The 21,430-nt window shown below is 55.3% G+C and carries 20 protein-coding genes and 1 pseudogene; 10 read left to right on the forward strand and 11 right to left on the reverse strand.

Annotated elements, in window-relative coordinates:
• The first annotated feature begins 24 nt into the window (after positions 1 to 24).
• The 4 genes from HH216_RS08400 to HH216_RS08415 all read left to right on the forward strand — a co-directional run bounded on the left by HH216_RS08400 (position 25) and on the right by HH216_RS08415 (position 5,359).
• Complete coding sequence (locus tag HH216_RS08400) at positions 25 to 288, forward strand: cytochrome c oxidase subunit 4 (protein ID WP_169550416.1); 264 nt, start codon at positions 25 to 27, stop codon at positions 286 to 288.
• A complete protein-coding gene (locus tag HH216_RS08405) occupies positions 236 to 790 on the forward strand; it encodes a QcrA and Rieske domain-containing protein (protein ID WP_169550417.1) in 555 nt (184 codons plus the stop codon). Before HH216_RS08400 ends, HH216_RS08405 begins: the two co-directional genes overlap by 53 nt.
• A 4-nt stretch (positions 791 to 794) precedes the next feature.
• Positions 795 to 2,186 (forward strand): cytochrome b N-terminal domain-containing protein, encoded by a 1,392-nt coding sequence (locus HH216_RS08410; RefSeq protein WP_169550418.1) that lies wholly within the window; start codon positions 795 to 797, stop codon positions 2,184 to 2,186.
• 341 nt (positions 2,187 to 2,527) lie between these two features.
• Positions 2,528 to 5,359, forward strand: a complete 2,832-nt coding sequence (locus HH216_RS08415) for a M14 family metallopeptidase (RefSeq protein WP_169550419.1) — start codon at positions 2,528 to 2,530, stop codon at positions 5,357 to 5,359.
• A 260-nt stretch (positions 5,360 to 5,619) separates the two neighbouring features.
• On the opposite strand, the gene HH216_RS08420 is transcribed toward HH216_RS08415, so the two are convergent.
• The 7 genes and pseudogenes from HH216_RS08420 to HH216_RS08450 form a co-directional block, all read right to left on the reverse strand.
• Complete coding sequence (locus HH216_RS08420) at positions 5,620 to 6,408, reverse strand: DUF3108 domain-containing protein (RefSeq protein ID WP_169550420.1); 789 nt, start codon at positions 6,406 to 6,408, stop codon at positions 5,620 to 5,622.
• A 25-nt stretch (positions 6,409 to 6,433) separates the two neighbouring features.
• The gene (locus HH216_RS08425) at positions 6,434 to 7,480 is read right to left on the reverse strand and encodes an aminopeptidase (RefSeq protein WP_169550421.1); all 1,047 of its coding nucleotides are present in this window, start codon (positions 7,478 to 7,480) and stop codon (positions 6,434 to 6,436) included.
• 109 nt (positions 7,481 to 7,589) lie between these two features.
• Positions 7,590 to 9,179 (reverse strand): annotated as a pseudogene (locus tag HH216_RS08430) (Na+/H+ antiporter).
• Between the two features lie 123 nt (positions 9,180 to 9,302).
• Entirely contained in the window at positions 9,303 to 9,770 is a 468-nt protein-coding gene (locus HH216_RS08435) for a hypothetical protein (RefSeq protein WP_254448740.1), read from the reverse strand.
• Between the two features lie 8 nt (positions 9,771 to 9,778).
• The gene (locus tag HH216_RS08440; protein WP_169550422.1) at positions 9,779 to 10,225 is read right to left on the reverse strand and encodes a DinB family protein; all 447 of its coding nucleotides are present in this window, start codon (positions 10,223 to 10,225) and stop codon (positions 9,779 to 9,781) included.
• Positions 10,226 to 10,298: 73 nt separating this feature from the next.
• Positions 10,299 to 10,562: a hypothetical protein gene (locus HH216_RS08445; protein WP_169550423.1), complete on the reverse strand. Its 264-nt coding sequence runs from the start codon at positions 10,560 to 10,562 to the stop codon at positions 10,299 to 10,301.
• 192 nt (positions 10,563 to 10,754) lie between these two features.
• Complete coding sequence (locus HH216_RS08450; RefSeq protein WP_169550424.1) at positions 10,755 to 13,667, reverse strand: M16 family metallopeptidase; 2,913 nt, start codon at positions 13,665 to 13,667, stop codon at positions 10,755 to 10,757.
• Positions 13,668 to 13,897: 230 nt separating this feature from the next.
• Here HH216_RS08450 and HH216_RS08455 point away from each other — a divergent pair, with 230 nt between their 5' ends.
• From HH216_RS08455 to HH216_RS08465, 3 genes are read left to right on the forward strand one after another with little or no spacing between them, the layout of a single operon-like run.
• Positions 13,898 to 14,047: a hypothetical protein gene (locus tag HH216_RS08455; protein WP_169550425.1), complete on the forward strand. Its 150-nt coding sequence runs from the start codon at positions 13,898 to 13,900 to the stop codon at positions 14,045 to 14,047.
• 24 nt (positions 14,048 to 14,071) lie between these two features.
• A complete protein-coding gene (locus tag HH216_RS08460) occupies positions 14,072 to 14,197 on the forward strand; it encodes a hypothetical protein (protein ID WP_169550426.1) in 126 nt (41 codons plus the stop codon).
• Positions 14,197 to 14,544, forward strand: a complete 348-nt coding sequence (locus tag HH216_RS08465; RefSeq protein ID WP_169550427.1) for a HigA family addiction module antitoxin — start codon at positions 14,197 to 14,199, stop codon at positions 14,542 to 14,544. The genes HH216_RS08460 and HH216_RS08465 overlap by 1 nt, the downstream gene beginning before the upstream one ends.
• Positions 14,545 to 14,632: 88 nt before the next feature.
• Here HH216_RS08465 and HH216_RS08470 read toward each other — a convergent pair whose 3' ends face one another.
• Positions 14,633 to 14,995 (reverse strand): hypothetical protein, encoded by a 363-nt coding sequence (locus HH216_RS08470; protein ID WP_254448741.1) that lies wholly within the window; start codon positions 14,993 to 14,995, stop codon positions 14,633 to 14,635.
• Between the two features lie 215 nt (positions 14,996 to 15,210).
• Between HH216_RS08470 and HH216_RS08475 the strand changes: the two genes are divergently transcribed.
• On the forward strand, positions 15,211 to 15,507 hold the full coding sequence (locus HH216_RS08475) for an SCP2 sterol-binding domain-containing protein (protein WP_169550429.1): 297 nt from the start codon (positions 15,211 to 15,213) through the stop codon (positions 15,505 to 15,507).
• A 220-nt stretch (positions 15,508 to 15,727) separates the two neighbouring features.
• On the opposite strand, the gene HH216_RS25485 is transcribed toward HH216_RS08475, so the two are convergent.
• From HH216_RS25485 to HH216_RS08490, 3 genes are all read right to left on the reverse strand, one after another.
• On the reverse strand, positions 15,728 to 16,333 hold the full coding sequence (locus tag HH216_RS25485; RefSeq protein WP_174842704.1) for a class I SAM-dependent methyltransferase: 606 nt from the start codon (positions 16,331 to 16,333) through the stop codon (positions 15,728 to 15,730).
• 142 nt (positions 16,334 to 16,475) lie between these two features.
• Complete coding sequence (locus HH216_RS08485; protein ID WP_169550430.1) at positions 16,476 to 17,831, reverse strand: NAD-dependent succinate-semialdehyde dehydrogenase; 1,356 nt, start codon at positions 17,829 to 17,831, stop codon at positions 16,476 to 16,478.
• 65 nt (positions 17,832 to 17,896) lie between these two features.
• On the reverse strand, positions 17,897 to 18,376 hold the full coding sequence (locus tag HH216_RS08490; RefSeq protein WP_254448742.1) for a MarR family winged helix-turn-helix transcriptional regulator: 480 nt from the start codon (positions 18,374 to 18,376) through the stop codon (positions 17,897 to 17,899).
• 178 nt (positions 18,377 to 18,554) lie between these two features.
• Between HH216_RS08490 and HH216_RS08495 the strand changes: the two genes are divergently transcribed.
• Together HH216_RS08495 and HH216_RS08500 are read left to right on the forward strand one after the other, a co-directional pair.
• Entirely contained in the window at positions 18,555 to 19,661 is a 1,107-nt protein-coding gene (locus HH216_RS08495; protein WP_169550432.1) for an HlyD family secretion protein, read from the forward strand.
• Positions 19,662 to 19,806: 145 nt separating this feature from the next.
• Complete coding sequence (locus HH216_RS08500; RefSeq protein ID WP_169550433.1) at positions 19,807 to 21,387, forward strand: DHA2 family efflux MFS transporter permease subunit; 1,581 nt, start codon at positions 19,807 to 19,809, stop codon at positions 21,385 to 21,387.
• Positions 21,388 to 21,430 lie beyond the last annotated feature (43 nt).

Raw genomic sequence — 21,430 nt, forward strand, 5'->3', positions numbered from 1 at the left:
CAGGTCTGTTAACCAATACACCTCATGGACAAAGAACAATACGACCGGATTCAGAACCGCGAGAACTGGGAAGAAGCCCGGCCTAAGCAACTGCCCCGACCAACCTACTGGCCGTTTTATCTGGCGATGGGCCTGGCGTTCATGGGTTGGGGCGTCAAGGCCGGTTGGCTTATCGCCGGGGCCGGACTGATCATTTTCACCATCGCCCTAACGGGCTGGATAACCGACTTACGACATGAATCAGGAAAAATCGGAAACGCCCGAAAAGAACCCCGCCGTCGCTCATAGCCACCCTGGTCAGGATAGCCGTCGGGACTTTATGATGAAGGTCAGCCTGGGGCTGGGCGGGCTGGCTGCTGCTGCGGTGGCCGTGCCAGTAGTGGGGGCGCTGGTGGCTCCGCTGCTGGAAGACAAGCCAGAAGTGTGGCGGAACGTCGGCGCGCCCGATCAGTTTCCTGTCGGCACGACTAAACTCGTCAAGTTTGAGAATGCCGACCCGCTGAAATGGGCAGGTGAAACGGCGCGCACGGCAGCCTGGATTCGGCACGAAGCCGATGGGCAGTTCGTGGCGTTCTCCGTCAACTGTACACATCTGGGTTGCCCGGTGCGCTGGGAAGCGGATGCTGAACTGTTTATGTGCCCCTGCCACGGCGGCATCTACTACCGCGACGGGACCGTTGCCGCCGGGCCACCGCCTAAGCCGCTGCCCCGCTACGATGTGCGGATTGCGCAGGGGCAGGTGCAGGTCGGTACGGCACCGATTCCCATTACCAAATTCAGCGACGGTTAATCTGATGAAAACGTTCTTCCGTAAAATCGGTGCCTGGCTCGAAGACCGGACGGGTATCATGGCCGCGATCACCCCGATCCTAAACCACCTGGTGCCGCCGGGAGCCAAGTGGGCTTACGTGTTCGGCAGTGCCACACTGTTCTGCTTTATTCTGCAAGTCGTGACGGGGATCGGGTTGGCGCTGCTGTACCAGCCGTCGTCCGACGCGGCTTATCAGTCGCTCAAATTCATCACCGATCAGGCCATGTTCGGGCGGGTACTACGTGGCATTCACTTCTTCGGCGCGTCGGGCATGATCATTTTCGTGGGCGTCCACATGATCCGGGTCTACATCATGGCGGCTTACAAATACCCCCGCGAGATGAACTGGATCACGGGCGTCTTTCTGCTGTTCCTGACGATCATCATGGGCTTTACGGGCCAACTCCTGCGTTGGGATTCCAACGGGGTATGGTCGTCGGTGGTGGCAGCTCAGAACCTCGGCCGGATTCCGCTCATCGGCACTACGCTGGCCCGACTGCTGCTCGGTGGTGACACCATCGGGGCGCAGTCGCTGAGCCGGTTCTTTGCGTACCACGTTTTTCTGTTTCCCGCGCTGATCTTCGGACTGATTGGCCTACACCTGTTTCTGGTTATCCGCAACGGCATTTCTGAACCACCCAAAGCTGGTCGACCGGTGGATCCGAAAACGTACCGCAAATGGTACGAAGCGATGCTGAAACGGGAGGGTGTACCGTTCTGGCCCGACGCGGCCTGGCGCGACGCTATGTTTGGTGCATTGGTCATCATCGCCATTGTCGGGCTGGCGATCACGTTCGGTCCCCCCGCCCTGACGCAGCCCCCCGATCCATCGCTGATTAAAACCACGCCCGCGCCCGACTGGTATATGCTGCCCATCTTCGCCCTGTTTGCACTAGTGCCGCCCAGAACGGAGTCGTACCTGATTTTCTTCGGGCCGGTGCTGGCCGTGGGTGCGTTGCTGGCCCTGCCGTTTCTGTCGGGTACGGGCGAACGTAGCCCTATCCGCCGACCGTGGGCTGTATTCGGCGTGGTCTGCGTCGTGATTTTCGTGGGTGCGCTGCTGGTAGCTGGGGAGATAGCCCCGTGGTCGCCCCGCTTTGATACGAAGCCCGTAACCGAGTTTGTCAGCTACCACAATCCGCAGCTGGAGCGCGGAGCCGAGTTGTTCTACAAAAAAGGCTGCCAGTACTGCCACATGATTCGGGGCGAAGGTGGTCTAAAAGGTCCCGACCTCAGCCTAATCGGCCGAACCTGGACCCCCGATCAACTCGATGTGCAGATCGTCAACGGCAAAGGCGGTATGCCCGCTTACGGTGGCTCACTGAAACAAGACGAACTCCGCGCCATCGTCGCATTTTTGAGCGTACAGAAGTGATGTATACGTCTGTAGCCTGGACGTCCACGTCCGGGTGCCCGTCAGGGCCACTGCGTAAGGCGGCAGCTTTTTTGGCCGCTATCGCGTCCACCCGGACGTGGACGTCCAGGCTACTCAATTACTGCCCGTCAGGGCAACTATGTAAGGCGGCAGCTTTTTTGGTCGCTGTCGCGCCCTCCAGACGTGGATCGCTCCGGCGCACCGGTCTAGGCTACTTGCCGTTCGCGCATCAAAAAGTGGTATTCAGCCAAATATTATACGGCGTTGATTCAATTAAGCCGTAGGAAATGGCGTACTTGTGAGTTGGTTCATCAACGGCTTTCGTAGCCTATACTAACTCTATGTTCCGTACAACTTTACTCGCGTTAAGTACAGCCCTGTTATTGCGGGTGGCGGCATCCGCGCAATCGGTGCCGACGCCGAAAGAACACTTCGGCTTTAACATCGGCGACGATTACCAACTCGCTACGTTTACGCAGACCGAAGCGTATTTCAAGAAACTGGCTGCATCGCCCCGCACCAAATTAACCGTTATCGGCAAGACGGAGGAAGGGCGCGACCAGTTTATGATGATCGTTACGTCGCCCGAAAACCACAAAAAGCTAGCCCGATATCAGGAGATTTCGACCAAACTGGCACGGGCTGAGGGGCTGACCGACGAGCAGGCGCGGGCGATGGCCGAGGAAGGCAAGGCGGTTGTCTGGATCGACGGAGGGCTGCACGCGACCGAAACCGTCGGGACGCACCAACTGATCGAAACGGCCTACCAGCTTGTCAGCCGCAACGACCCCGAAACGATGCGGATTCTCGACAATGTCGTTATTCTGATGACCCACGCTAACCCGGATGGGCAGGAGTTGGTGTCGAACTGGTACATGCGCAACCCGTCGCCGGAGAAGCGGTCGCTGGAAAACCTGCCCCGCTTATACGAGAAGTACGCCGGGCACGACAACAACCGCGACTTCTACATGATGAACCTGAAGGAGTCGCAGAACATCGGGCGGCAACTGTTCGTCGACTGGATTCCGCAGATCATGTACAACCACCATCAGCGCGGCCCGGCGGGGTCGGTGCTGGCGGGCCCTCCATATCGCGACCCGTTCAACTACGTCTTCGATCCGCTCATGATTACGGGTATCGACGCGGTGGGCGCGGCTATGTACAACCGGCTCAACGTCGAGAATAAACCCGGCTACACCCGGCTCAACGGCTCGGTGTTCTCGACCTGGTACAACGGCGGACTACGCACAACGACGCACTTCCACAACATGATCGGTCTGCTGACGGAAATCATCGGCGGCCCGACGCCCGAGAATGTGCCGCTGATTCCGTCGCGATTGATTCCGAACGGCAACACACCCAACCCGGTGACGCCCCAACGGTGGAAATTCCGCCAGTCGATTGATTACTCGGTGTCGCTCAACTACGCCGTACTCGACTACGCAGCCCGGCAGCACGACCAATTGCTGTACAACATCTACCGGATGGGCAAAAACTCGATTGAGCGCGGTAGCCAGGATTACTGGACACTGTCGCCGAAGCGGGTCGAGTCAATTAACGAGATGTATCAGGCCGACCAGAAGAAGACGCCTGTTGCTGTTGCAAGTACTGCTTCAGTTACCAGCGGTACCGCTACTGCCCCAACAAGTGCAACGGCGCCCGGAAGCACGACCGCCGTTTCCGATCAGGCACCGGCCCCGCGCGGGGAAGGCATACCGACAAAATACTTCACGGCAGTGCTACGCGACTCGGCCCTGCGTGATCCGCGTGGTTACATCATCCCGTCGAGCCAAACTGACTGGCCAACGGCGGTGAAGTTTGTCAATGCGCTGATCAAGACGGGGATTCAGGTGCAGCAGGCCACGGCTGATTTCAGCGTAGCTGGTAAGAAATACCCGGCGGGTTCGTACGTCGTTAAGCTCGATCAGGCGTTCCGGCCACACATTCTGGATATGTTCGAGCCGCAGGATCACCCGAACGATTTTCAGTACCCCGGTGGTCCGCCAATCCGCCCCTACGACGCGGCTGGCTGGACACTGGCGTACCAGATGAACGTCGACTTCGACCGGCTGCTTACCAACTTCGACGGTCCGTTCAAGAGGCTGCCCTACGGCGAATTGCAGTCACCAACGAGCAAAGTAAGTGGTTCGGGTGCAGGATATGTGCTGAACAGTCAGGTTAACAACGCGTTTCTGGCGGTTAACGATCTGCTGAAAGCGGGCGTCGACGTGTACCGGATGCCGGTGGGTACTGACTCGGCGCCGGCGGGGTCGTTCTTCGTGCCATCGTCTGCCAAAGCAAAGTCGGTTCTTGATGCGTCGGGCATGACGGTGACGAGTGCGGGCAAACGCCCGACGAACGTCCGGAAAGTGAAGCCGATGCGGATTGGGCTGTGGGACACCTACGGCGGGTCGATGGCGTCGGGCTGGGTGCGCTGGCTGATGGAGCAATACCACTACCCGGCTGAGCTGGTTTACGCGCAGGACATCGACGCGGGCAACCTGAAAAAGAAATATGACGTCATCGTGTTCGTAACCCGCGCTATTCCGGCGGTGGGCAACGCGCGGGGCGAAAACGAATACGGCGGGGCTGCCTCGCGCGGACCCAAAGCCGAAGAAATTCCTGCTGATTTTCGCCCGTGGCTGGGTCGGATTACGGCCGACAAGTCGGTGCCTCAGTTGAAGCAGTTCATGGAGTCGGGCGGGCAGGTCGTGACGATTGGTACGAGTACGAATCTGGCGTATCACCTCGGCCTGCCGGTGCGGAACGCGCTGGTCGACATGGGGCCGAACGGGCAGGAGCGCCCGCTCAACAACGAGAAATATTTCATCCCCGGCAGTATCCTGCGCGTCACCCTCGACTCGACCCAACAGGCTACTTGGGGTATGCCAACGCTGACAGACGTGTATTTCGATTCGAGCCCGGTGTTCAAACTGGCCCCCGAAGCCATTGCTAAAGGGCTGGTCAAGCCGCTGATGTGGTTCCCTAACGACAAACCCCTCCGCAGCGGCTGGGCGTGGGGACAAGCCTACCTCCGCGACGGTGTCACAGCGTTCATGGCCCCGGTCGGCAATGGCAAGCTCTACGCCTTCGGCCCCGAAATCACATTCCGAGCCCAGTCGCAGGGTACGTTCAAGTTGCTGTTCAACCAATTGTACGGGTTAGAGGAGTAACCTCACCCCAACCCCTCTCCTAAAACAGGAGAGGGGCTAATTCCATAAGGCAAAGGGGTTACCTATGAAACTACGGTAGGTCGGCAATACCGTTTGTTTTGACAATCAAAGTCAGTCTATAAAGAAGCCCCTCTCCTGTTTTAGGAGAGGGGTTGGGGTGAGGTTAACCGCTGCCGTGAGGTCAATGCTCAACGCAACAAACAAAAACAGCCGCTGGGATATGCATCCCAGCGGCTGTTTCATTTACAATCAAATAGCACTTACAAATATTTCAGTCCCTGCTTCAGACCGCTGTTGTGGCGGAGGTCCATCACCATAGAACCGACCCACAGGTCGACTTCGACTTTGACGGGGATCTTGTTGATGTCGTCGGACACGTAAATCCGGATTGACTCTTCTTCCTTGAAGAGTTTGTTGGATGGTAGCACCGGGTTCAGTCGGATTACGTTGATCTTGCCTTGCTTGGTTTTCAGCACCTGCCGACCCCGGTACCGCACTTTCATGTTGTAGACCGTGTCGTCGTAGAAGGCGGGTACTTCCAGCACCTGCCCGTTGGCGAGGTGGCTGAAATCAATCGTCCGCAGGAAATAGTAGCCGCTGATCAGGTCATGGACGTTGTCGGGGACGGGGAACACGTCGCGCTCGGTGCGCTCTTCGGCCTTGACCGTGTTAGTGGCGTGGTTGAACGTGATGTTCTCTTCCTTCCGGTAGTCGTTCTCCTGAAGGTTGCTGTAGAACTTCTGCGGCAAAATGGCCGACGTGTCGATGTACGACCGCCATGTGTCGCGGATGTGTGTAACGAGGTCGAAGGCACCAACAGTCCGGCCGTCGACGTTAACGCGGTAGCAGGGGCGATCGTTGACTTTGTACAGCGTCGGGCTGACGTCGACGGTGGCTTCCGCTGCATTCAGAAACCCATAGTGAACGCGGTATTCGAGGTGTTCGCCCGGCCCGAAACTGTTGTTCACGACGCGCCGGTAGGCGTTCACGAACGAAAAGCCGGTGCCCAGCACTGCAACGAAGCCAAGACCAAAGAGTAGTTTCTTCATAGAACTCGGGTGTCCGGTCAGGACATCAAAGCGACGGATAGGTTTTTTTTAGGTATGTCAAATATCGGTTGAAATCGCTTCCGAACTGATTCTCAAACTCCTGCCGAAAGCGGTTCTGCTGTTTCCGGTAGGTAAGATACCCAATAAAGTACGCATTATTGGGTCGACTTAGTTTGCCCGCCGGGCGTTTTTTTACTAAACGCGCCTGCTTCCCGGTACGTTCATCTGTTAATGTGTCAGCGCTCGTTACGATCTGATCGATGGTTTGCCACTTCAACGAATCTTTGACCGGAATAGGGGTCTGCGGTTTAAATGTCTTGTATAAACTGTCCAACAGTCGCGCTCCGCGTAGTACGTGCTCATCATAGCGGCCATAGAAATCTTTCCGGGCCAGATAGTCGCGGTACGGCACGGATGTTTTACCGTATTTCATCGCCAGAAAGCGTAACGCACCATATTCACCCACAAAGTCGGCCAGGTTTTCGTTATACTCCAGATTGTCTTTGACAAACAGCGTGCCGTGGGTCAGCTCGTGAATAATTAACTCGGCAAGATCGCCCACCGGCCGGTCGAGCATACTGGATAAGATTGGATCGTTGAGAAAGCCCAGCGTCGACCAGGCCGACACTTCGCCGGTGCGCGTGTCGAGGGTGTCGCGTTTCAGTTGAGCCACGAGCGTATCGGCGCGGTCTTTCTCGAAAAAACCTTTGTAGGAAAACGTACCTAGTAGCGGGAACGTCCAGGTTTTAGCCACCAGCGCGTAGGGTTGCGACGCCGTAACAACCCACAAAATTGGTTTGCCGTGCTGATCGTAAAACGTCTCGTAACTGCCCGATTTATCGAGGCCCAGCGAGTCGACTGTGAAACGCTTGATCTCCTGAATCAGTTGAATTTTCTGTTTCAGCGAGTCGGGGTAGGCTGGGTCGCTGAGCAGGGTGCCGATGGGCTGTGTGTTCCAGAGAATACGCAGTTGGCCTTTGCCCTGCATCCAGCCGTAACTGACAAGGTCGCGCTGCCAAATGCCCAAAACGACGAGTACTATCAGTATGCTTAATCCAATTTTCTTAATCATTCACTAATACGATTGTTCAGAACCTGTTGATTTCAACACTAGCCGCACAGAGAACACGAAGAAAGAAGTTTTTGCTCCGTGTTCTCTGTGCCTCTGTGTTGAAAAAAACTCATTCCCGGATAGGATGGTCGTTGACTTCTTCGGTCAGGTCGATGCGGGCTTCGGCTCTGCGGAGGGCTTCGTCGTCAAAATCTTCCTCGTCGCGCAGTCGGCGCAATTCCTGCCGCTTAACCTGACTGATGTCGCTCAGTATGGTAGCATAGTGCATCTGTTGCTCGTGTAGCGTGTCGGGTGTTGGCGATTGAATCAGGCGGAGGTCGTTGGTGATTTTGGTTCGTAGGTTATTGAGCAGCTCGCTGGTTTCTCCGGCGTAGTTCGTATCGAGGTGATTGAGTACGGCGGTCAGTAAACGGGCGCGAATCTCAACCTCCTGCTCCTCATCCGACCGGTTGCCATCGGCCTCCTTGTAGTCGACCATGCGTATGACCATCGGCAGCGTTAACCCCTGAACGACCAGTGTGATCAGAATGACCACGAAGGTGATGAACAGAATCAGGTTGCGGTGCGGAAACGGACTTCCATCGGTCATGGTTAACGGTATCGACAATGCCGACGCCAGCGACACCACGCCCCGCATCCCGGCCCAGCCCAATATGATCGGGCCACGCCAGCCCGGATTGCGTTCGGCAACGGTGATGTACTGCCCGATAAAGCGGGTAAAAGCTGATGCACCGAGCGCAACGATCATTCGGACAACAATCAGTACCCCCGTAATAATGAGCGCGTAATAGATGGCTTCGCCGGGTGAGTATTCGCCCAGTGCCTTGATGATGACGGGTAACTCCAGCCCGATCAGGATAAATACCAGCCCGTTCAGCGCAAACACGATCGTGGCCCACATGCCGCTGCCCTGCAACCGGGCGGTATGGTTCAGGATTTCGTTGTGGTGATACGACAGAAACAGCCCACCACTGACAACGGCCATCACCCCGGAACCGCCCGCTTCTTCAGCACCCAGATACATCATGTATGGTGCGATGAACGTCAGCAAAATGCTGATGCGCGTGGTTGTGGGCAGGAAGCGGTGAATAAAATAAAAGACGCCCGCTACGGCCAGCCCAACCCCCACGCCGAGCAGCGTAACACTGACGAACCCGACGGCTGCTTTGTGGAACGTGAACGTGCCCGACAAAACGGCGGCCAGGGCAAACCGGAAGACAACAAGGCTCGACGCGTCGTTGATCAGGCTCTCACCCCGCAGCAGGCTCATCACTCGTTTGGGCGCCGATACGCTTTGCAGTACCGATTCGGCCGCAACGGCGTCAGGCGGGGAGATGATCCCGCCCAGCAGAAAACCCAGCGCCAGCGTAAAGCCCGGAATCAGCATGGACGACACATAGGCTACGGCCGTCGCGGTGAATAGCACCAGCCCAAAGGCCATGACCAGAATGATGCGTCGCCAGCGCCAGAGTTACCTCCACGGCATGTACCAGGCGGCTTCGTAGAGCAGGGGTGGTAGAAACAATAGAAAAATCAGCTCCGGGTCGACGCTGATTTGGGGAATACCCGGAATCAGGCTCAATATCAGCCCGCTGATGACCAGAAATATGGGCGTTGAAATGCGCAGTCGCTGCCCCAGCATCACAAACAACGTGACTGCCAACAGCAGCGACAGGGAGAGTAGAAGGGGTTCGTGCATAGTGCGTTACGTGACCGACCAGTAAAAATAGCAGACGAAGGCAACGAAGCAAGGGTATTGCCCGGCTGATCGGCTACTGATCACGCGCCAACGGTTTTGGCGTTGCCTACCAGCCAAATAGTATTACCGGACTGACGAAAAGTAGGCGTCGACCAGCCTGAACGCGTCGGCGGGTTCGTTGGCACAGGTTTCGCAAAACGTACCCACCCCGTTGACCGGCCCTTCGTAACCGAGCTTAAACAGCTTTCGGTAACGCCCATCCTGACTGGTCATAACCAACCGTTCACCGGCTCTATCCCGACGAATCATGTATGGTTGCGACACGCCGGGCATCCTGACCAGCAGCACCCGCTGCCCATTCACCGATTTTACGCCAACGGGTTGTAGCCGGACACCGTCTTCGTGCTGTTTGTAAGCATAGGTCAGCACCGATCCCGCTTTAGTTTTCTCGAAGGATAGTTTTTCCCAATCGGGGGATGCGCAGTCGCCGACCATAAAGAAGGCGCTGGTCTTTTCCTGCGCCAGCGTTGGACGGGAAAGAAGTGTCAGGCAGACAGTGAGTAGTGAGAAAATGGGGCGGAGGAAAGTCATGATACGGTTCAGAATTGCTGCCCACGTACGATAGTCAGGCCGATCTGACCGGCATGGTAGGCGTTGTGATACAGCACATGTGAGAACAAACGCATGCGTGAAACGGTCCCGAAGAAAGGCGTATCGATCGGGTCAAGCCAGGCGCTGTCGGGCGTTTGGTCAATATAGGCACGGAAGCGTTCGTAGCCCTGCTCAATCAGTTGTCGGCTACCGGCAATATCCTCGCCCTGACCGGTATCCTGCTGTCTCATTGTCGTATTCTGAACCGTTGTTGGTAGGCCGAAAAAATGACCGAATAGCATAAACATCTCGCCCGTATGGCGAAGTATAAACCCTGCCGAAGCGGCCTGCTGATTCAGGCGAAGGGTTCCGTTTTCGGGTGTTACGGTATCAAAAGATGACCAGCACGTTGTCTGGCTCTGGGCCAGCATGTCGAGCAAGAGTTGTTTTTGCATGGTGAAATAAACTGAATCGCCTGAAAAAATACGGGCTGACTTTCTGAAAAAGCCAGCCCGTATCGGCGATCTACTACTTTTTAGGCGTCACTTTTACCTCGCTGATTGCCGTGTCGCCACCGGCCGATGCACTATCAGGAGGTGCCTGCTGACCCATCATTGGGTCGCTGCCCGTGGTGTCGCCCTGCCGACCCATGAAGCCCATGGAGGTATCGGTCGATGAGTTGGTTGTTTCTTCGTTTTTCTTACTCGAACAGCTGGCCAGCGAGCCGACCGTACCGGCAAGCGTGCTGAGAATCAGGGCCTGCACCAGGAGGTTTTTTCCATTGCGTATCATGCGTATAACGTGAGTTAGTGTTCAGGTATAACCCCAGAACACTCCGGTAGTTCGCAAAGGCCCGTTGGCTGTTTTACTCCGGTTTTGCTTCACTCCCCGTCCCGACCCGTCGGACCGCCCTGAAGGGGGTGAGGACTTGGCAGTGACTTCTCCCTCTTCAGGGGGACGGGGGGTAAAACCAACGAATACGGGTTACCTCTTCGGATTGCCCGACGAACCACCAGCACTTGCAGGCGGCTGCGTTGTTTTTTCCGTCGAAGCCGCCGATGCGCTCATCGGTTCGCCTTCCTTATCCAGTTCGATCACTTCATAGCCCAACCGTTTCAGGCCGGGTTCGATCAGCTTTTTGTTACCCACAACCGTGATAATCATTTTATCGACGGGTAGCTGCTTCTTCGCAATCGCGTCGACTTCGGCTTTCGTGATCTTCTTCAGGATATCGCTTTGCTGCTCTACGAAATTGCGGGGCAGGTTGTAGTCGATGATCCGGTTGAGGAAATACGCTTTCTGAATTGGCGTTTCGTAACGCAGCGCGTCGCTCTGGCCGAGCGAGCTTTTCACGAAGGCCAGTTCCTGATCCGTAATACCCGACTTACCGTAGTTGGTGATTTCCTTGATAAACTCGACTACTGAGCAGTCCGTCGTCGCGGCTTTTACGCCAGCCTGCGCCGTAAATGGCCCTGCCGTGTGGGTGCTCGAAAAGCGCGAGTTGGCCCCGTAGGTGTAGCCTTTGTCTTCGCGCAGGTTCATGTTGATGCGGCTGTTAAACGCACCCCCCAGCATGTAGTTGGCCAGCCCGGCGCGGTAGTACTCACCGGTTGCGTCGTAGGGCATGCTGGTCAGGTACCCGATCCGAATTTCTGACTGAGCCGCCTGATCTTTATCAATCAGGTAGATGCGGGTCTTGTCGATTTTTTTGGTAGCCGCTTCTTTCGGCATGTCGACCGGCTTAGCCTGCCACTTGGTCAGGAAGGCAAGTTTCGGCATTACGTCTTTCTGCTCCAGATCACCGACTACAACCAGATTGGCTACCGACGGCGATACGTAGGCTTTGTAGAAGGCTTTTACATCATCAAGCGTAATCGATTCGACCGTCTTGACCGTGCCGCTTGTTTGTATCCCGCGGATGCTGTTGCCGTAGAGCAGTTTGTTGTAGGCTTTGTTGGCAATGACGACCGGCTGCGTGCTCTGGTTGCCGATCAGTTCGATCTGCTGTTTCTTCAAACGGTCGAAATCGTCCTGCGCAAACTTGGGGCGCAACAGCTTTTCTTCGACCAGTGCCAGCGTCGAATCAAGGTTTTTCACCATCGATTCAATCGATATGTTAATCTCTTCGGTACTGGCCCGAATGTCGATGCTACTACCCAGCTTTTCGAGTTTGGTGTTCAGTTGCTCATTGGTAAATCGCTGCGTTGCTTCGTTCATCAGCGCGGCCGTCAGCTGGGCGATACCGGCTTTCGACGGATCTTTGGCTTCCAGCAGGTGTCCGCCTTTGATCGTTAGCAGCATCGTTACGGTTGGTACTTCGCTGTTGCGCGTGCCGATTACCTTGATACCATTGGCCAGCCGGTCGATCCAGAACGGCGGTACCTTCAGAGCGGGGTTCGGGCCGGGGCCGGGCTTCGTGCTGCGGTCGAACGAGTCTTTCGCTTTGGCGTATTTCAGCCCGTTGTAGCCGTAGTCGGGGGCTTTGTAATCGGCCGTCGACGCGGTGTAGTTGTCAGGTTTCGACACGATGTCGGCCTTGCCTTTGGGGTACACCGTCAGAATCACGGCGTTTTTGCCTTTGATGTACTTGTTGTACACCCGCATCACGTCGGCTTTGGTCACGCTGCTGTACCGCTTCAACTCCTGCGGCAGGTAGTTGGGGTTGCCCAGAAAGGTTTGGTACTGCGCCAGCTGCGACACCTTGCCCGACACGCTCGACAGCCCGTCGATCAGCTGCGCTTCGCGGGTGGCGCGAAACTGCGCGATGTCGTCGTCGGTAGCTCCGCGCTTTTCAAACTCGGCCAGCGTCTGCCGCACGAGGGCTTCGGTGCTGTCGAGTTTTTTGCCGGGATACGGCAGAATCGTCATGGTTAGCTGACCCGACAGCTCCGTTGCCGGATGACCTGCGTTGGCCTGAACGGCCTGCTGGGTCTTGACCAGGTTCTTATAGAACAGCGAGCTTTTGCCACCGCCCAGAATCTCGGCCAGCGCATCGAGCGGAGCCTCATCGGCGTCGTAGTTCGGTACGGTTGGGTACACGATCTGGAGCATCGGGAACCGGATGTTGTCTTCGTACGACACGTAGCGGTCTTTATCGAGCATCGGCGACTGTACCTGTGTTTTCGACACTTCGGGGCCGCGTGGTATCGAGCCAAAATACTTCTCAGTCAGGGCCAGTACCTGCTTCGGCGACACATCGCCACCAACCGTCAGCACGGCATTATTGGGGCCGTACCAGCGCAGGAAGAAGTTTTTCAGATCATCGACGTTCACCCGGTTCAGGTCTTCGATATAGCCAATCGTCAGCCACGAATAGGGGTGTCCGTAGGGGTACAGCGTCTTGGCGACGTACTCACTCGACAAGCCGTAGGGGCGGTTATCGTAGTTCTGTCCGCGTTCGTTTTTCACCGTTGCGCGCTGAATCTCGAATTTCTTCTGCGTGACGGCATCGAGCAGGAAACCCATCCGGTCGGCTTCGAGCCAGATAGCGCGTTCGAGCTGATTGCTGGGTAGTGTTTCGTAGTAGTTGGTGCGGTCGCGGTTGGTCGAGCCGTTGAGCGTACCGCCCGACTCCGTCACAATTTTGAAATGCTCATCGTCGGCCACGTGGTCGGACCCCTGAAACATCATGTGCTCGAAGAAGTGCGCAAACCCCGACTTACCGATCTCCTCCCGCGCCGACCCGACGTGGTAGGTAACGTCGACGTGAACGACGGGGTCGGAATGGTCTTCGTGAACGACGAGCGTCAGCCCATTCGGCAGTACGTATTTTTCGTAGGGAATGACAAGCTCATTTCCCTGCCGGGTCACTTTCTCGACGAGTTTCGCCTGCGAAAAAGCTACCCCTGCCGATAGCAGCCACACGGCCGTCAGTCGGGTTAAAAAGCGGAAGGACATGGTGATAGATTGGGTTGATAAGCCCCTAATCTACGAAGAAAAGCTATGTCCTATGTAGGGTATTACATAAGTGGAAGATGCTACTATTCTTCCGTAATCTGTCATGCTATGCAGCGTAGCTGCCAACGTGCCGATCACTTCAGGATTCGATCTTCGCAGACAGATTATACCAAAATTTGTCGCAAACGTAACAATAAACCTGTGTGGTTTATTGTTACGTTTGCAGTACTATGATTATCCGCTTTGCTACCCAGCAATTAGAAGATTGGTTTGTCGGTGATTATCAGGGTAAACAGCCTTTCAGCGAAGCGGTGCTCAGAGCCTACCAGAAGACGATTCGCAAACTGGATGCGGCAGGTAGTCTGGCTATACTGCGGTAGAGCAAATCGCTGAACTTTCATCCATTGAAACGAGATCTGGAAGGCAAATATGCAGTACGGGTTAACATGCAGTATCGTGTCATTTTTTCGATTGATGAAGAAGGTGAGATTCAGGTACTATTGATCGAACAGCTAACCGACTACCACTGATGATACTCAATCGTAAAGGAGAGGAGATTTTTGCTGCACATCCCACGCATCCGGGAGAGCTGCTCGCTGACGAGCTGGAAACCCGTCAGATGACTCAGAAGCAGTTGGCTACCCAGACAGGTGTGAGCGCAACGTTTATTTCCGAGTTGATTCGGGGTAAAAAAAGTGTTTCAGTCGCAATGGCACTGAAGCTGGAAGCCACATTGGAAATAGATGCTTCTTTCTGGTTAAACGCCCAGCGCAACTACAACCGAGATCTGGCTTATCAGAAAGCAAAGCAGGAGATGAACCGGCTTAATGTGCCCGAAGCCAGACAGCGGGAATTGCTCAAAGCCGTGGCTGCATAAGCAGTAGTCGTATGGCAACGTTGTGCTCAGCAGCTAAAGCGGCCGGAAAATAGGGCGCCCGTGGTTCAGTGCGTTATGCACATGTTCGCTACTTCATATCCCCAATATTCGTCCAGTAGAGATACACGAACAGCAGGCTGAAGAAGACGCCGAAGGACACGTTGAGGGCACCAAACCCGGCCAGAATAACGGGCAGAATCAGCCCGACGGCGACACCGGCTACGTAGACCCAGAAACCGACTCGACGCAGGCGAAACATCAGGATGGCACCGATCAGTGTCAGGCTGGAGTAAAGAAGCTGGGCGATGGCTAAGGGCTGAATCAGAGCGGGGTCGCTGGGCATGGGTACGTCGCCCGACGAGCGATCTTCAAAATAGGCCTTCTCCTTTTTCTTCCTGTCGTCGGGGAGTGGCTTCCGCGTGATGGCGGTAGTTTCGGCTACCCTCTGCATATTGGACAGAGAGACGATGGATAAAAAGAGATCCTTGGCGCAGCTGAGAAAAGTCAGAATGCAAAGGATGGTCAGGAATTGAGATCGCATGGTCAAAAATACGGACATACGCCGAATTGACCCGCCCTCAATTCGTGACAGACTTGGAAAACCTTATTTTCGCGCAGGGGTTCCTCTACCATACACTAACATTAAACCGAACTCCCTACTCATAAATGACGATTCAGGAAATCACCGAGCAGGTTCGCCGGAAAGCGGCCAACGCAACGCCCTTCGAAGCCACGGCTAAAATTGTAACCGATCAGGGTGTCGTATACGTAGATGGCAATCAGTCGCCCGTCGCCGTATCGAACGACGACAAACCCGCTGACTGCGAATTGCAGGTCAGCGTCGATAATCTGGTCAAGCTCGGCACGGGCGATCTGAACCCAATGATGGCTGTCATGTCGGGTAAGCTAAAGGTTAAAGGCGATATGGGTATCGCGATGAAGATGGGTCAGATCATGGGTTAATTGACTTGTTAGTTGATCGATTTGTGTTTTTAGGTGATTTTGTCCGGTAGATGCGCTAGCTTGCGTAGCTGCCGGACACATACAATGGCCCGGCCATGAAAATCACGAATTACGACAACGCCAACCGCTTCGTCCGCCGGGACTACAACGGGGGATACAGCTTATAGGGGTTTACGGTTTTCGGTATACGGTGTGTGATTCAATCGAAAACCATAAACCATCACGCTGTAATCCGAAAAATTGTGGACGTTTCGATGGTGCTGTCGGACGTCGTAGTAGCCTCGCAACTGCCGACGAGTTCAAACGGTACGTAGTCGATAAACTCGCGCAGATTGGTGAAATAGTCGGTGCCGTACTGTTGCGTGCCTTTATAGAACACCAGGTTGTTGATGAAGTATTTGCCCGCAAACTGCTCCGCCATGATGGCGAACAGCTCATCGAGTTGGGGCAGCACGTACCACGTTAGTTCGGCAAACAGAATGGCGTCGTGCTTAGGATAGTTGGCGATGTTCATCACATCATCGACGGCGAATGTCAGGTGCGGAAAGAGCGCCCGGGCTTTGTCGACGGCAGTAGGGGAGGTTTCAATTCCCTGCGGCACGATGCCCGTCTGCCGGTAGATTTCCTGCGAATAGTAGCCCAAACCGCTGCCACACTCCAGGACCGATTGAATCCCGAATTTTTTGATGTGGAAGATACCGGCCTGCCGGGCGTAGGGGTTCGGTTGCTGATCCTGCATCCAGGGTTGGTCGAACTGCTGATACATCTCGTCAAACTGCCCAACAAACTGCCCGTCTTTGATAACGTAGTCGTGATAAGTCGCCATTCACACTTAAAAAGTTAGTTACTTTAATAACTTTTTAATCTGCGGGATAGTCTTCATTTGCTTTGAAACTTTCTGAACGGGAAACAAAAACGCGTTCGGATGGCAGCACCCGAACGCGTTGAAAGGACTGGCTAGACAGTCTTTATTCTATCCAGATCGTCTTGGCGTTGACGAATTCTTTCATACCCAGCTCCGACAGTTCGCGCCCGAAACCCGACATCTTGATGCCGCCAAAGGGCACCCGCGCATCCGACCGCATCAAACCATTAACAAACACCGACCCTGCCTGAATCTGACGAGCCAGTCGGTTTGCCTTGTCGATGTCCTGTGTCCACAACGCTGAACCCAATCCGTAGCGCGACTGATTCGCCAGTCGTATAGCGTCGGTTTCGTCTTTCGCGGTGATGATAACGGCCAGCGGGCCAAAGGTTTCGTCGTCGAATGCGGCCATGCCGGGCTTTACATTATCGAGCAGCATTGGCCGGACGTTGCAGCCGTCAGCGTCGATCGTATCAGTCAGGAGTTTCGCCCCTTTGGCGATGGTATCGTGGGCCTGTTTGAGAATGCTTTCGGCCAGATCAAGCCTAGCCATCGGTCCCATCGTTGTACTGTCGTCGGTCGGGTCGCCCTGTTTGATGGCCTCGATGTGGTGCAGCACCCGTTCCATAAACGCTTTCTTCACCGACTTTTCAACAATGAACCGCTTGGCCGCGATGCAGCTTTGCCCGGCGTTCTGCATCCGCGACTTCACGGCCGTTTCGGCGGCTTTGTCCAGATCGGCGTCGGCCAGCACGATCAGGGCGTCGGAACCGCCCAATTCGAGCACTGATTTTTTAATCTGACTACCGGCAATCTGCGCCACCGACGCGCCCGCTTTCTCACTACCCGTCAGCGTCACGGCTTTTACCCGCCAGTCGGTGAGCACGTCTTTTACAGTATCGGTTTCAATGAGCAGGTTCTGAAAGACACCGTCGGGCAAGCCGCTTTCGCGAAAAATTGTTTCGATCGCCTGCGCGCAGCCCATCACGTTTCCGGCGTGTTTGAGCAGCCCGACATTCCCCGCAATCAGGCCCGGAATGGCAAAGCGCATAGCCTGCCAGAACGGGAAATTCCACGGCATAATGGCCAGCACCGGCCCCAGTGGCTGATAGCTTACAAGACTGCGCTGGGCATCGGATTCGATAACCTGATCGGCCAGAAACGTTTCAGCTTTGTCGGCATAAAAGGTGCAGGCCACTGCGCACTTCTCGACTTCGGAAACGGCTTCCTTGAGCGTCTTGCCCATTTCTGCGGTAATCAGATCGCCAAGATCCTGCTTGTGCGCCAGCATGTAGTCGCCCGCGTTGCGTAGGTGCTGGGTGCGGTCGGAGAGGGGAAGGGCCGACCAATCGGTGAAGGCGTGGTCGGCGCGGGCGAGCTTGCGTTCGAGTTGAGCCGCGCTATCGACGCGGTACGTTTTCAGCTTCCGCTGATTATATGGATTGATGGACGTGAACATGATACCGTGGTTTTAGGGGCTGACCTGGTGAAAGGCGCGCTACGCACAAAACCAGTCTGGTACGCCTACTGTTCTTCCCGGCCCAGCGCCGTAACCAGCTCAACCATGGTGCTGATGAATGCTTCCATACGGTCGTGCCCGACAATACCGTCGAGTTTAACCCGGACCTTATCGATGCATTGCCGAACATCCATCAGCAGATCTTTACCACGATCGTCAAGGAAAATAACGCTCGACCGCGAGTCGTCTGGGTTCTTGGTGGTGTAGATATACTTCTCTTTCTCCAGCAGGCTGACCATTTTACTCATCATCTGCTTGGTAACGTTCGCCCGCTTGGCCAGCTCATTGTTCGTGGTGCCCTGTTCTTCGATGTTCGAGATGACCATCATATAGCTCATCTTGAAGTCAGCATAGCCCAGGTTGTTGAGCTGCGGTTCCATGTGATTGTCGATGTACCGCTTCAACTGCCAGAATAGCCGACCCACGGCCCGTTGACGAATGGCCCGCAACTCTGCGAAATCGAATTCCTTTTTAGCTTTTTCCACGATTAAACTAAATCTTACGACGATCAGCGAGCCAATCATCGACTTTTTTTTGTACAAATATAGTCAACCTGATTGACTTTATCTGTTCTCATTATACATTTGCACCGCATTAGTCAAACAGGTTGACTAGTTAAAAGGTTATTGCAAAAACAAACGCAACCTAGTAAACCGGACCCCCATGGCAACGGATACATACAACCAAGTTGAAGAGAAGAGTGCTGTAAAAACGTATTTACCGCGCATCATTATTGCCATCGTGCTGATCGTCGGCGCGTATTTTGGCTATCAGGCCTACCACCACGGTCAACTGTATGAGTCGACCGACAACGCGCAGATCGAAGGCAACACGGCCCCCGTACTGGCCCGCGTGGCCGGGTACGTGCAGACGGTTGACGTCAAAGATTACGCAACCGTAAAACAGGGTCAGCCGCTCGTAACCATTGACCCACAGGAATACGATGTGGCACTGGCGCAGGTACAGGCCGACTACCAGCAGTCGCTGGCGGATCTGGCAACGGCCCGGGCCGATCTGCAAAACGCACAGGCCAACGCTGGCAACGTAGCGCAGAACCTGCGGGTAGCCCAGTCGAATGCGGCCGTGCAGGCGGTTCGGCGCGATAAGGCCCAGGCTGACCTGAAACGGGATCAGAACCTGTATCAGGCCCAGTCGCTGACGCAGAAACAACTGGAAGATTCGCGTAACACGGTCGACGTGCAGGCAAAGCAGTACCAGGCTAACGAAGCACAGATTGCGCTGGCCCGCAGTTCGCAGGGGATCGCGTCGGCGGGTATCGCCAGAGCGCAGGCCAACATCGAGAAAATTCAGGCCGTGTTGAAGGTGAAACAGGCGGCCATCGACGCTGCCAAACTCAAAGTCGGTTACGCCCGGCTGACAGCCCCGATCAGCGGTAAAATTGGCCGGAAAAACGTAATTGTGGGGCAGTATGTGCAGCCCGGACAGACGCTGTTCACGATCGTCGATGATTCGGTATTCTGGGTAATTGCCAACTTCAAGGAAACCCAGCTGGCGAACATGCAGATCGGTCAGCCGGTCGATGTCAAGGTTGATGCCTACCCTGATCTCAAGATCGAAGGCCGCGTGGCTTCGCTGGCCGACGCTACGGGTGCCCGCACGGCGCTGCTGCCTCCCGACAACGCATCGGGCAACTTCGTTAAAATAACCCAGCGCGTTCCGGTGAAGATCGAGATCGTGAACCCGGAAAAATACAAAAGCAAGCTGCGCGCCGGATTGAGCGTCGACGCTGAAGTTCGCGTAGCTAACTAGGAGTTGTAGGGTTGTAAAGTTGGATAGTTGTAGAGTTGGCTGACGCGCCCTGTCTGACAACAGATAGGCTGACGCGTCCCAGCGTGGAACCGCAACTACAACATTAAAACTCTACAACCATCCAACTCTACAACTTCAAAGAAAAATGGCTCAACAATCTGGATTTGGTCGGTGGATCGTCGTGATTACGGCGGTTTCGGCGGCTATCATGGAACTGATCGACACGTCAATCGTGAACGTCGGTCTGAACGACATTGCCGGAAACCTGGGGGCTACCATCGAAGACGTATCGTGGGTTGTTACTTCCTACGGTATCGCCAACGTGATTGTGATTCCGATGACGGGTTTCCTCCAGAAATACTTCGGGCGGAAGAATTACTACATCGGCTCGATTATCCTGTTTACGCTGGCGTCGTATGGTTGCGGTATCTCGACCGACCTTTGGACACTCGTTTTCTTCCGGTTCTTACAAGGCGTAGGCGGTGGGGCGTTGCTGTCGACCTCGCAGGGGATCATGTTCGACGCTTTTCCGCCCTCGCAGCGGGCTACCGCGTCGGCCCTGTTCGGACTCGGTATCGTATTGGGACCGACGTTTGGCCCTACGCTGGGCGGCTATATCATCGATAATTTCCACTGGAGCTGGATGTTCTACATCAACGTTCCGGTCGGGATTCTGGCGGTATTTCTGAGCCTGACTTACGTCGAGAAAAAGCCCGACGAGATCGACATCGATCGGCGGCAGATACGCATCGACTACTTCGGAATTATCCTGCTGACCGTCGGTGTCGGGGCGTTGCAATACGTGCTGGAGCGGGGTGAGTCCGACGACTGGTTCGACGACAACGTGATTATATACCTGACCGGTGCGGCCGTTGTGGCGATACCGCTCTTTATCTGGTGGCAGCTCTACGGCACACGGTCGCCGGTGCTTGATCTGCGGGTGTTGAAAAACACCAATCTGGCGGTCGGGGCTATCCTGCTGTTCGTTGTGGGGTATGGGCTGTTTACGTCGGTGCTGCTCTACCCGCTGTTTGTGCAGCGAATCATCGGCTTTACGGCGACTAAGACCGGTACGATGCTGATTCCAGGTGGGGCCATTGCTGCGTTCTGTTTTCCGCTTGTCGGTAAAATTCTCAGCAAGGGCGTGTCGCCCCGGTACGTGGTGATGGCGGGTTACGTCGTATTTGCCACGTTTTGCTTCATGATGTCGACGTACAACGCTGAGACGCAGGACCCCGATTTTCTGAAGGCACTACTCGTTCGGGGTGTCGGGCTGGCGCTGGTCAACGTACCGCTCATCAACTCGTCAGTGTCGACGCTGGCGGTGGCCGAATTGCCTACGGGTATTGCCATCACCAACATGATGCGGCAACTGGGCGGGGCGTTCGGGGTAGCCATCACGAACACGTACGTTACGCAGCGGGCCGCCGTCCATCGCGGTGATCTGATCGTGAATACATCGCCGGAGAATCCGCTGTTTACCGACCGGATCAATGCGCTGACACAGGGCCTGGCATCAAAAGGCATCAACGCGCTGGACGCTGTAACGGGTGCGTATCGCAACCTCGACCTGATTATTCAGAAACAGTCGCTGATGCTGGCCTACCTCGACACGTTCAAGCTGGCGGGGCTGTTCTTCGTCGTTTCGTTTCCCCTACTATTCTTTATCAAAAATCGCAAAATGGACGCGGCCACCGCGAAGGCCGTCGCCGATGCAGCGCACTAAAGGCTAGTTTGAGGTTTAAGGTTTTGTGTTCAAGGTTGGCATA

It is taken from the genome of Spirosoma rhododendri, from assembly GCF_012849055.1.
GTDB classification, from domain to species: domain Bacteria; phylum Bacteroidota; class Bacteroidia; order Cytophagales; family Spirosomataceae; genus Spirosoma; species Spirosoma rhododendri.

What these genes read in the sequence shown, in the direction of transcription:
- HH216_RS08400 (WP_169550416.1), top strand. Translation starts at nt 25, where the DNA reads ATGGACAAAGAACAATACGACCGGATTCAGAACCGCGAGAACTGGGAA.
- HH216_RS08405 (WP_169550417.1), top strand. Translation starts at nt 236, where the DNA reads ATGAATCAGGAAAAATCGGAAACGCCCGAAAAGAACCCCGCCGTCGCT.
- HH216_RS08410 (WP_169550418.1), top strand. Translation starts at nt 795, where the DNA reads ATGAAAACGTTCTTCCGTAAAATCGGTGCCTGGCTCGAAGACCGGACG.
- HH216_RS08415 (WP_169550419.1), top strand. Translation starts at nt 2,528, where the DNA reads ATGTTCCGTACAACTTTACTCGCGTTAAGTACAGCCCTGTTATTGCGG.
- HH216_RS08420 (WP_169550420.1), bottom strand. Translation starts at nt 6,408, where the DNA reads ATGAAGAAACTACTCTTTGGTCTTGGCTTCGTTGCAGTGCTGGGCACC.
- HH216_RS08425 (WP_169550421.1), bottom strand. Translation starts at nt 7,480, where the DNA reads ATGATTAAGAAAATTGGATTAAGCATACTGATAGTACTCGTCGTTTTG.
- HH216_RS08435 (WP_254448740.1), bottom strand. Translation starts at nt 9,770, where the DNA reads ATGACTTTCCTCCGCCCCATTTTCTCACTACTCACTGTCTGCCTGACA.
- HH216_RS08440 (WP_169550422.1), bottom strand. Translation starts at nt 10,225, where the DNA reads ATGCAAAAACAACTCTTGCTCGACATGCTGGCCCAGAGCCAGACAACG.
- HH216_RS08445 (WP_169550423.1), bottom strand. Translation starts at nt 10,562, where the DNA reads ATGATACGCAATGGAAAAAACCTCCTGGTGCAGGCCCTGATTCTCAGC.
- HH216_RS08450 (WP_169550424.1), bottom strand. Translation starts at nt 13,667, where the DNA reads ATGTCCTTCCGCTTTTTAACCCGACTGACGGCCGTGTGGCTGCTATCG.
- HH216_RS08455 (WP_169550425.1), top strand. Translation starts at nt 13,898, where the DNA reads ATGATTATCCGCTTTGCTACCCAGCAATTAGAAGATTGGTTTGTCGGT.
- HH216_RS08465 (WP_169550427.1), top strand. Translation starts at nt 14,197, where the DNA reads ATGATACTCAATCGTAAAGGAGAGGAGATTTTTGCTGCACATCCCACG.
- HH216_RS08470 (WP_254448741.1), bottom strand. Translation starts at nt 14,995, where the DNA reads ATGCAGAGGGTAGCCGAAACTACCGCCATCACGCGGAAGCCACTCCCC.
- HH216_RS08475 (WP_169550429.1), top strand. Translation starts at nt 15,211, where the DNA reads ATGACGATTCAGGAAATCACCGAGCAGGTTCGCCGGAAAGCGGCCAAC.
- HH216_RS25485 (WP_174842704.1), bottom strand. Translation starts at nt 16,333, where the DNA reads ATGGCGACTTATCACGACTACGTTATCAAAGACGGGCAGTTTGTTGGG.
- HH216_RS08485 (WP_169550430.1), bottom strand. Translation starts at nt 17,831, where the DNA reads ATGTTCACGTCCATCAATCCATATAATCAGCGGAAGCTGAAAACGTAC.
- HH216_RS08495 (WP_169550432.1), top strand. Translation starts at nt 18,555, where the DNA reads ATGGCAACGGATACATACAACCAAGTTGAAGAGAAGAGTGCTGTAAAA.
- HH216_RS08500 (WP_169550433.1), top strand. Translation starts at nt 19,807, where the DNA reads ATGGCTCAACAATCTGGATTTGGTCGGTGGATCGTCGTGATTACGGCG.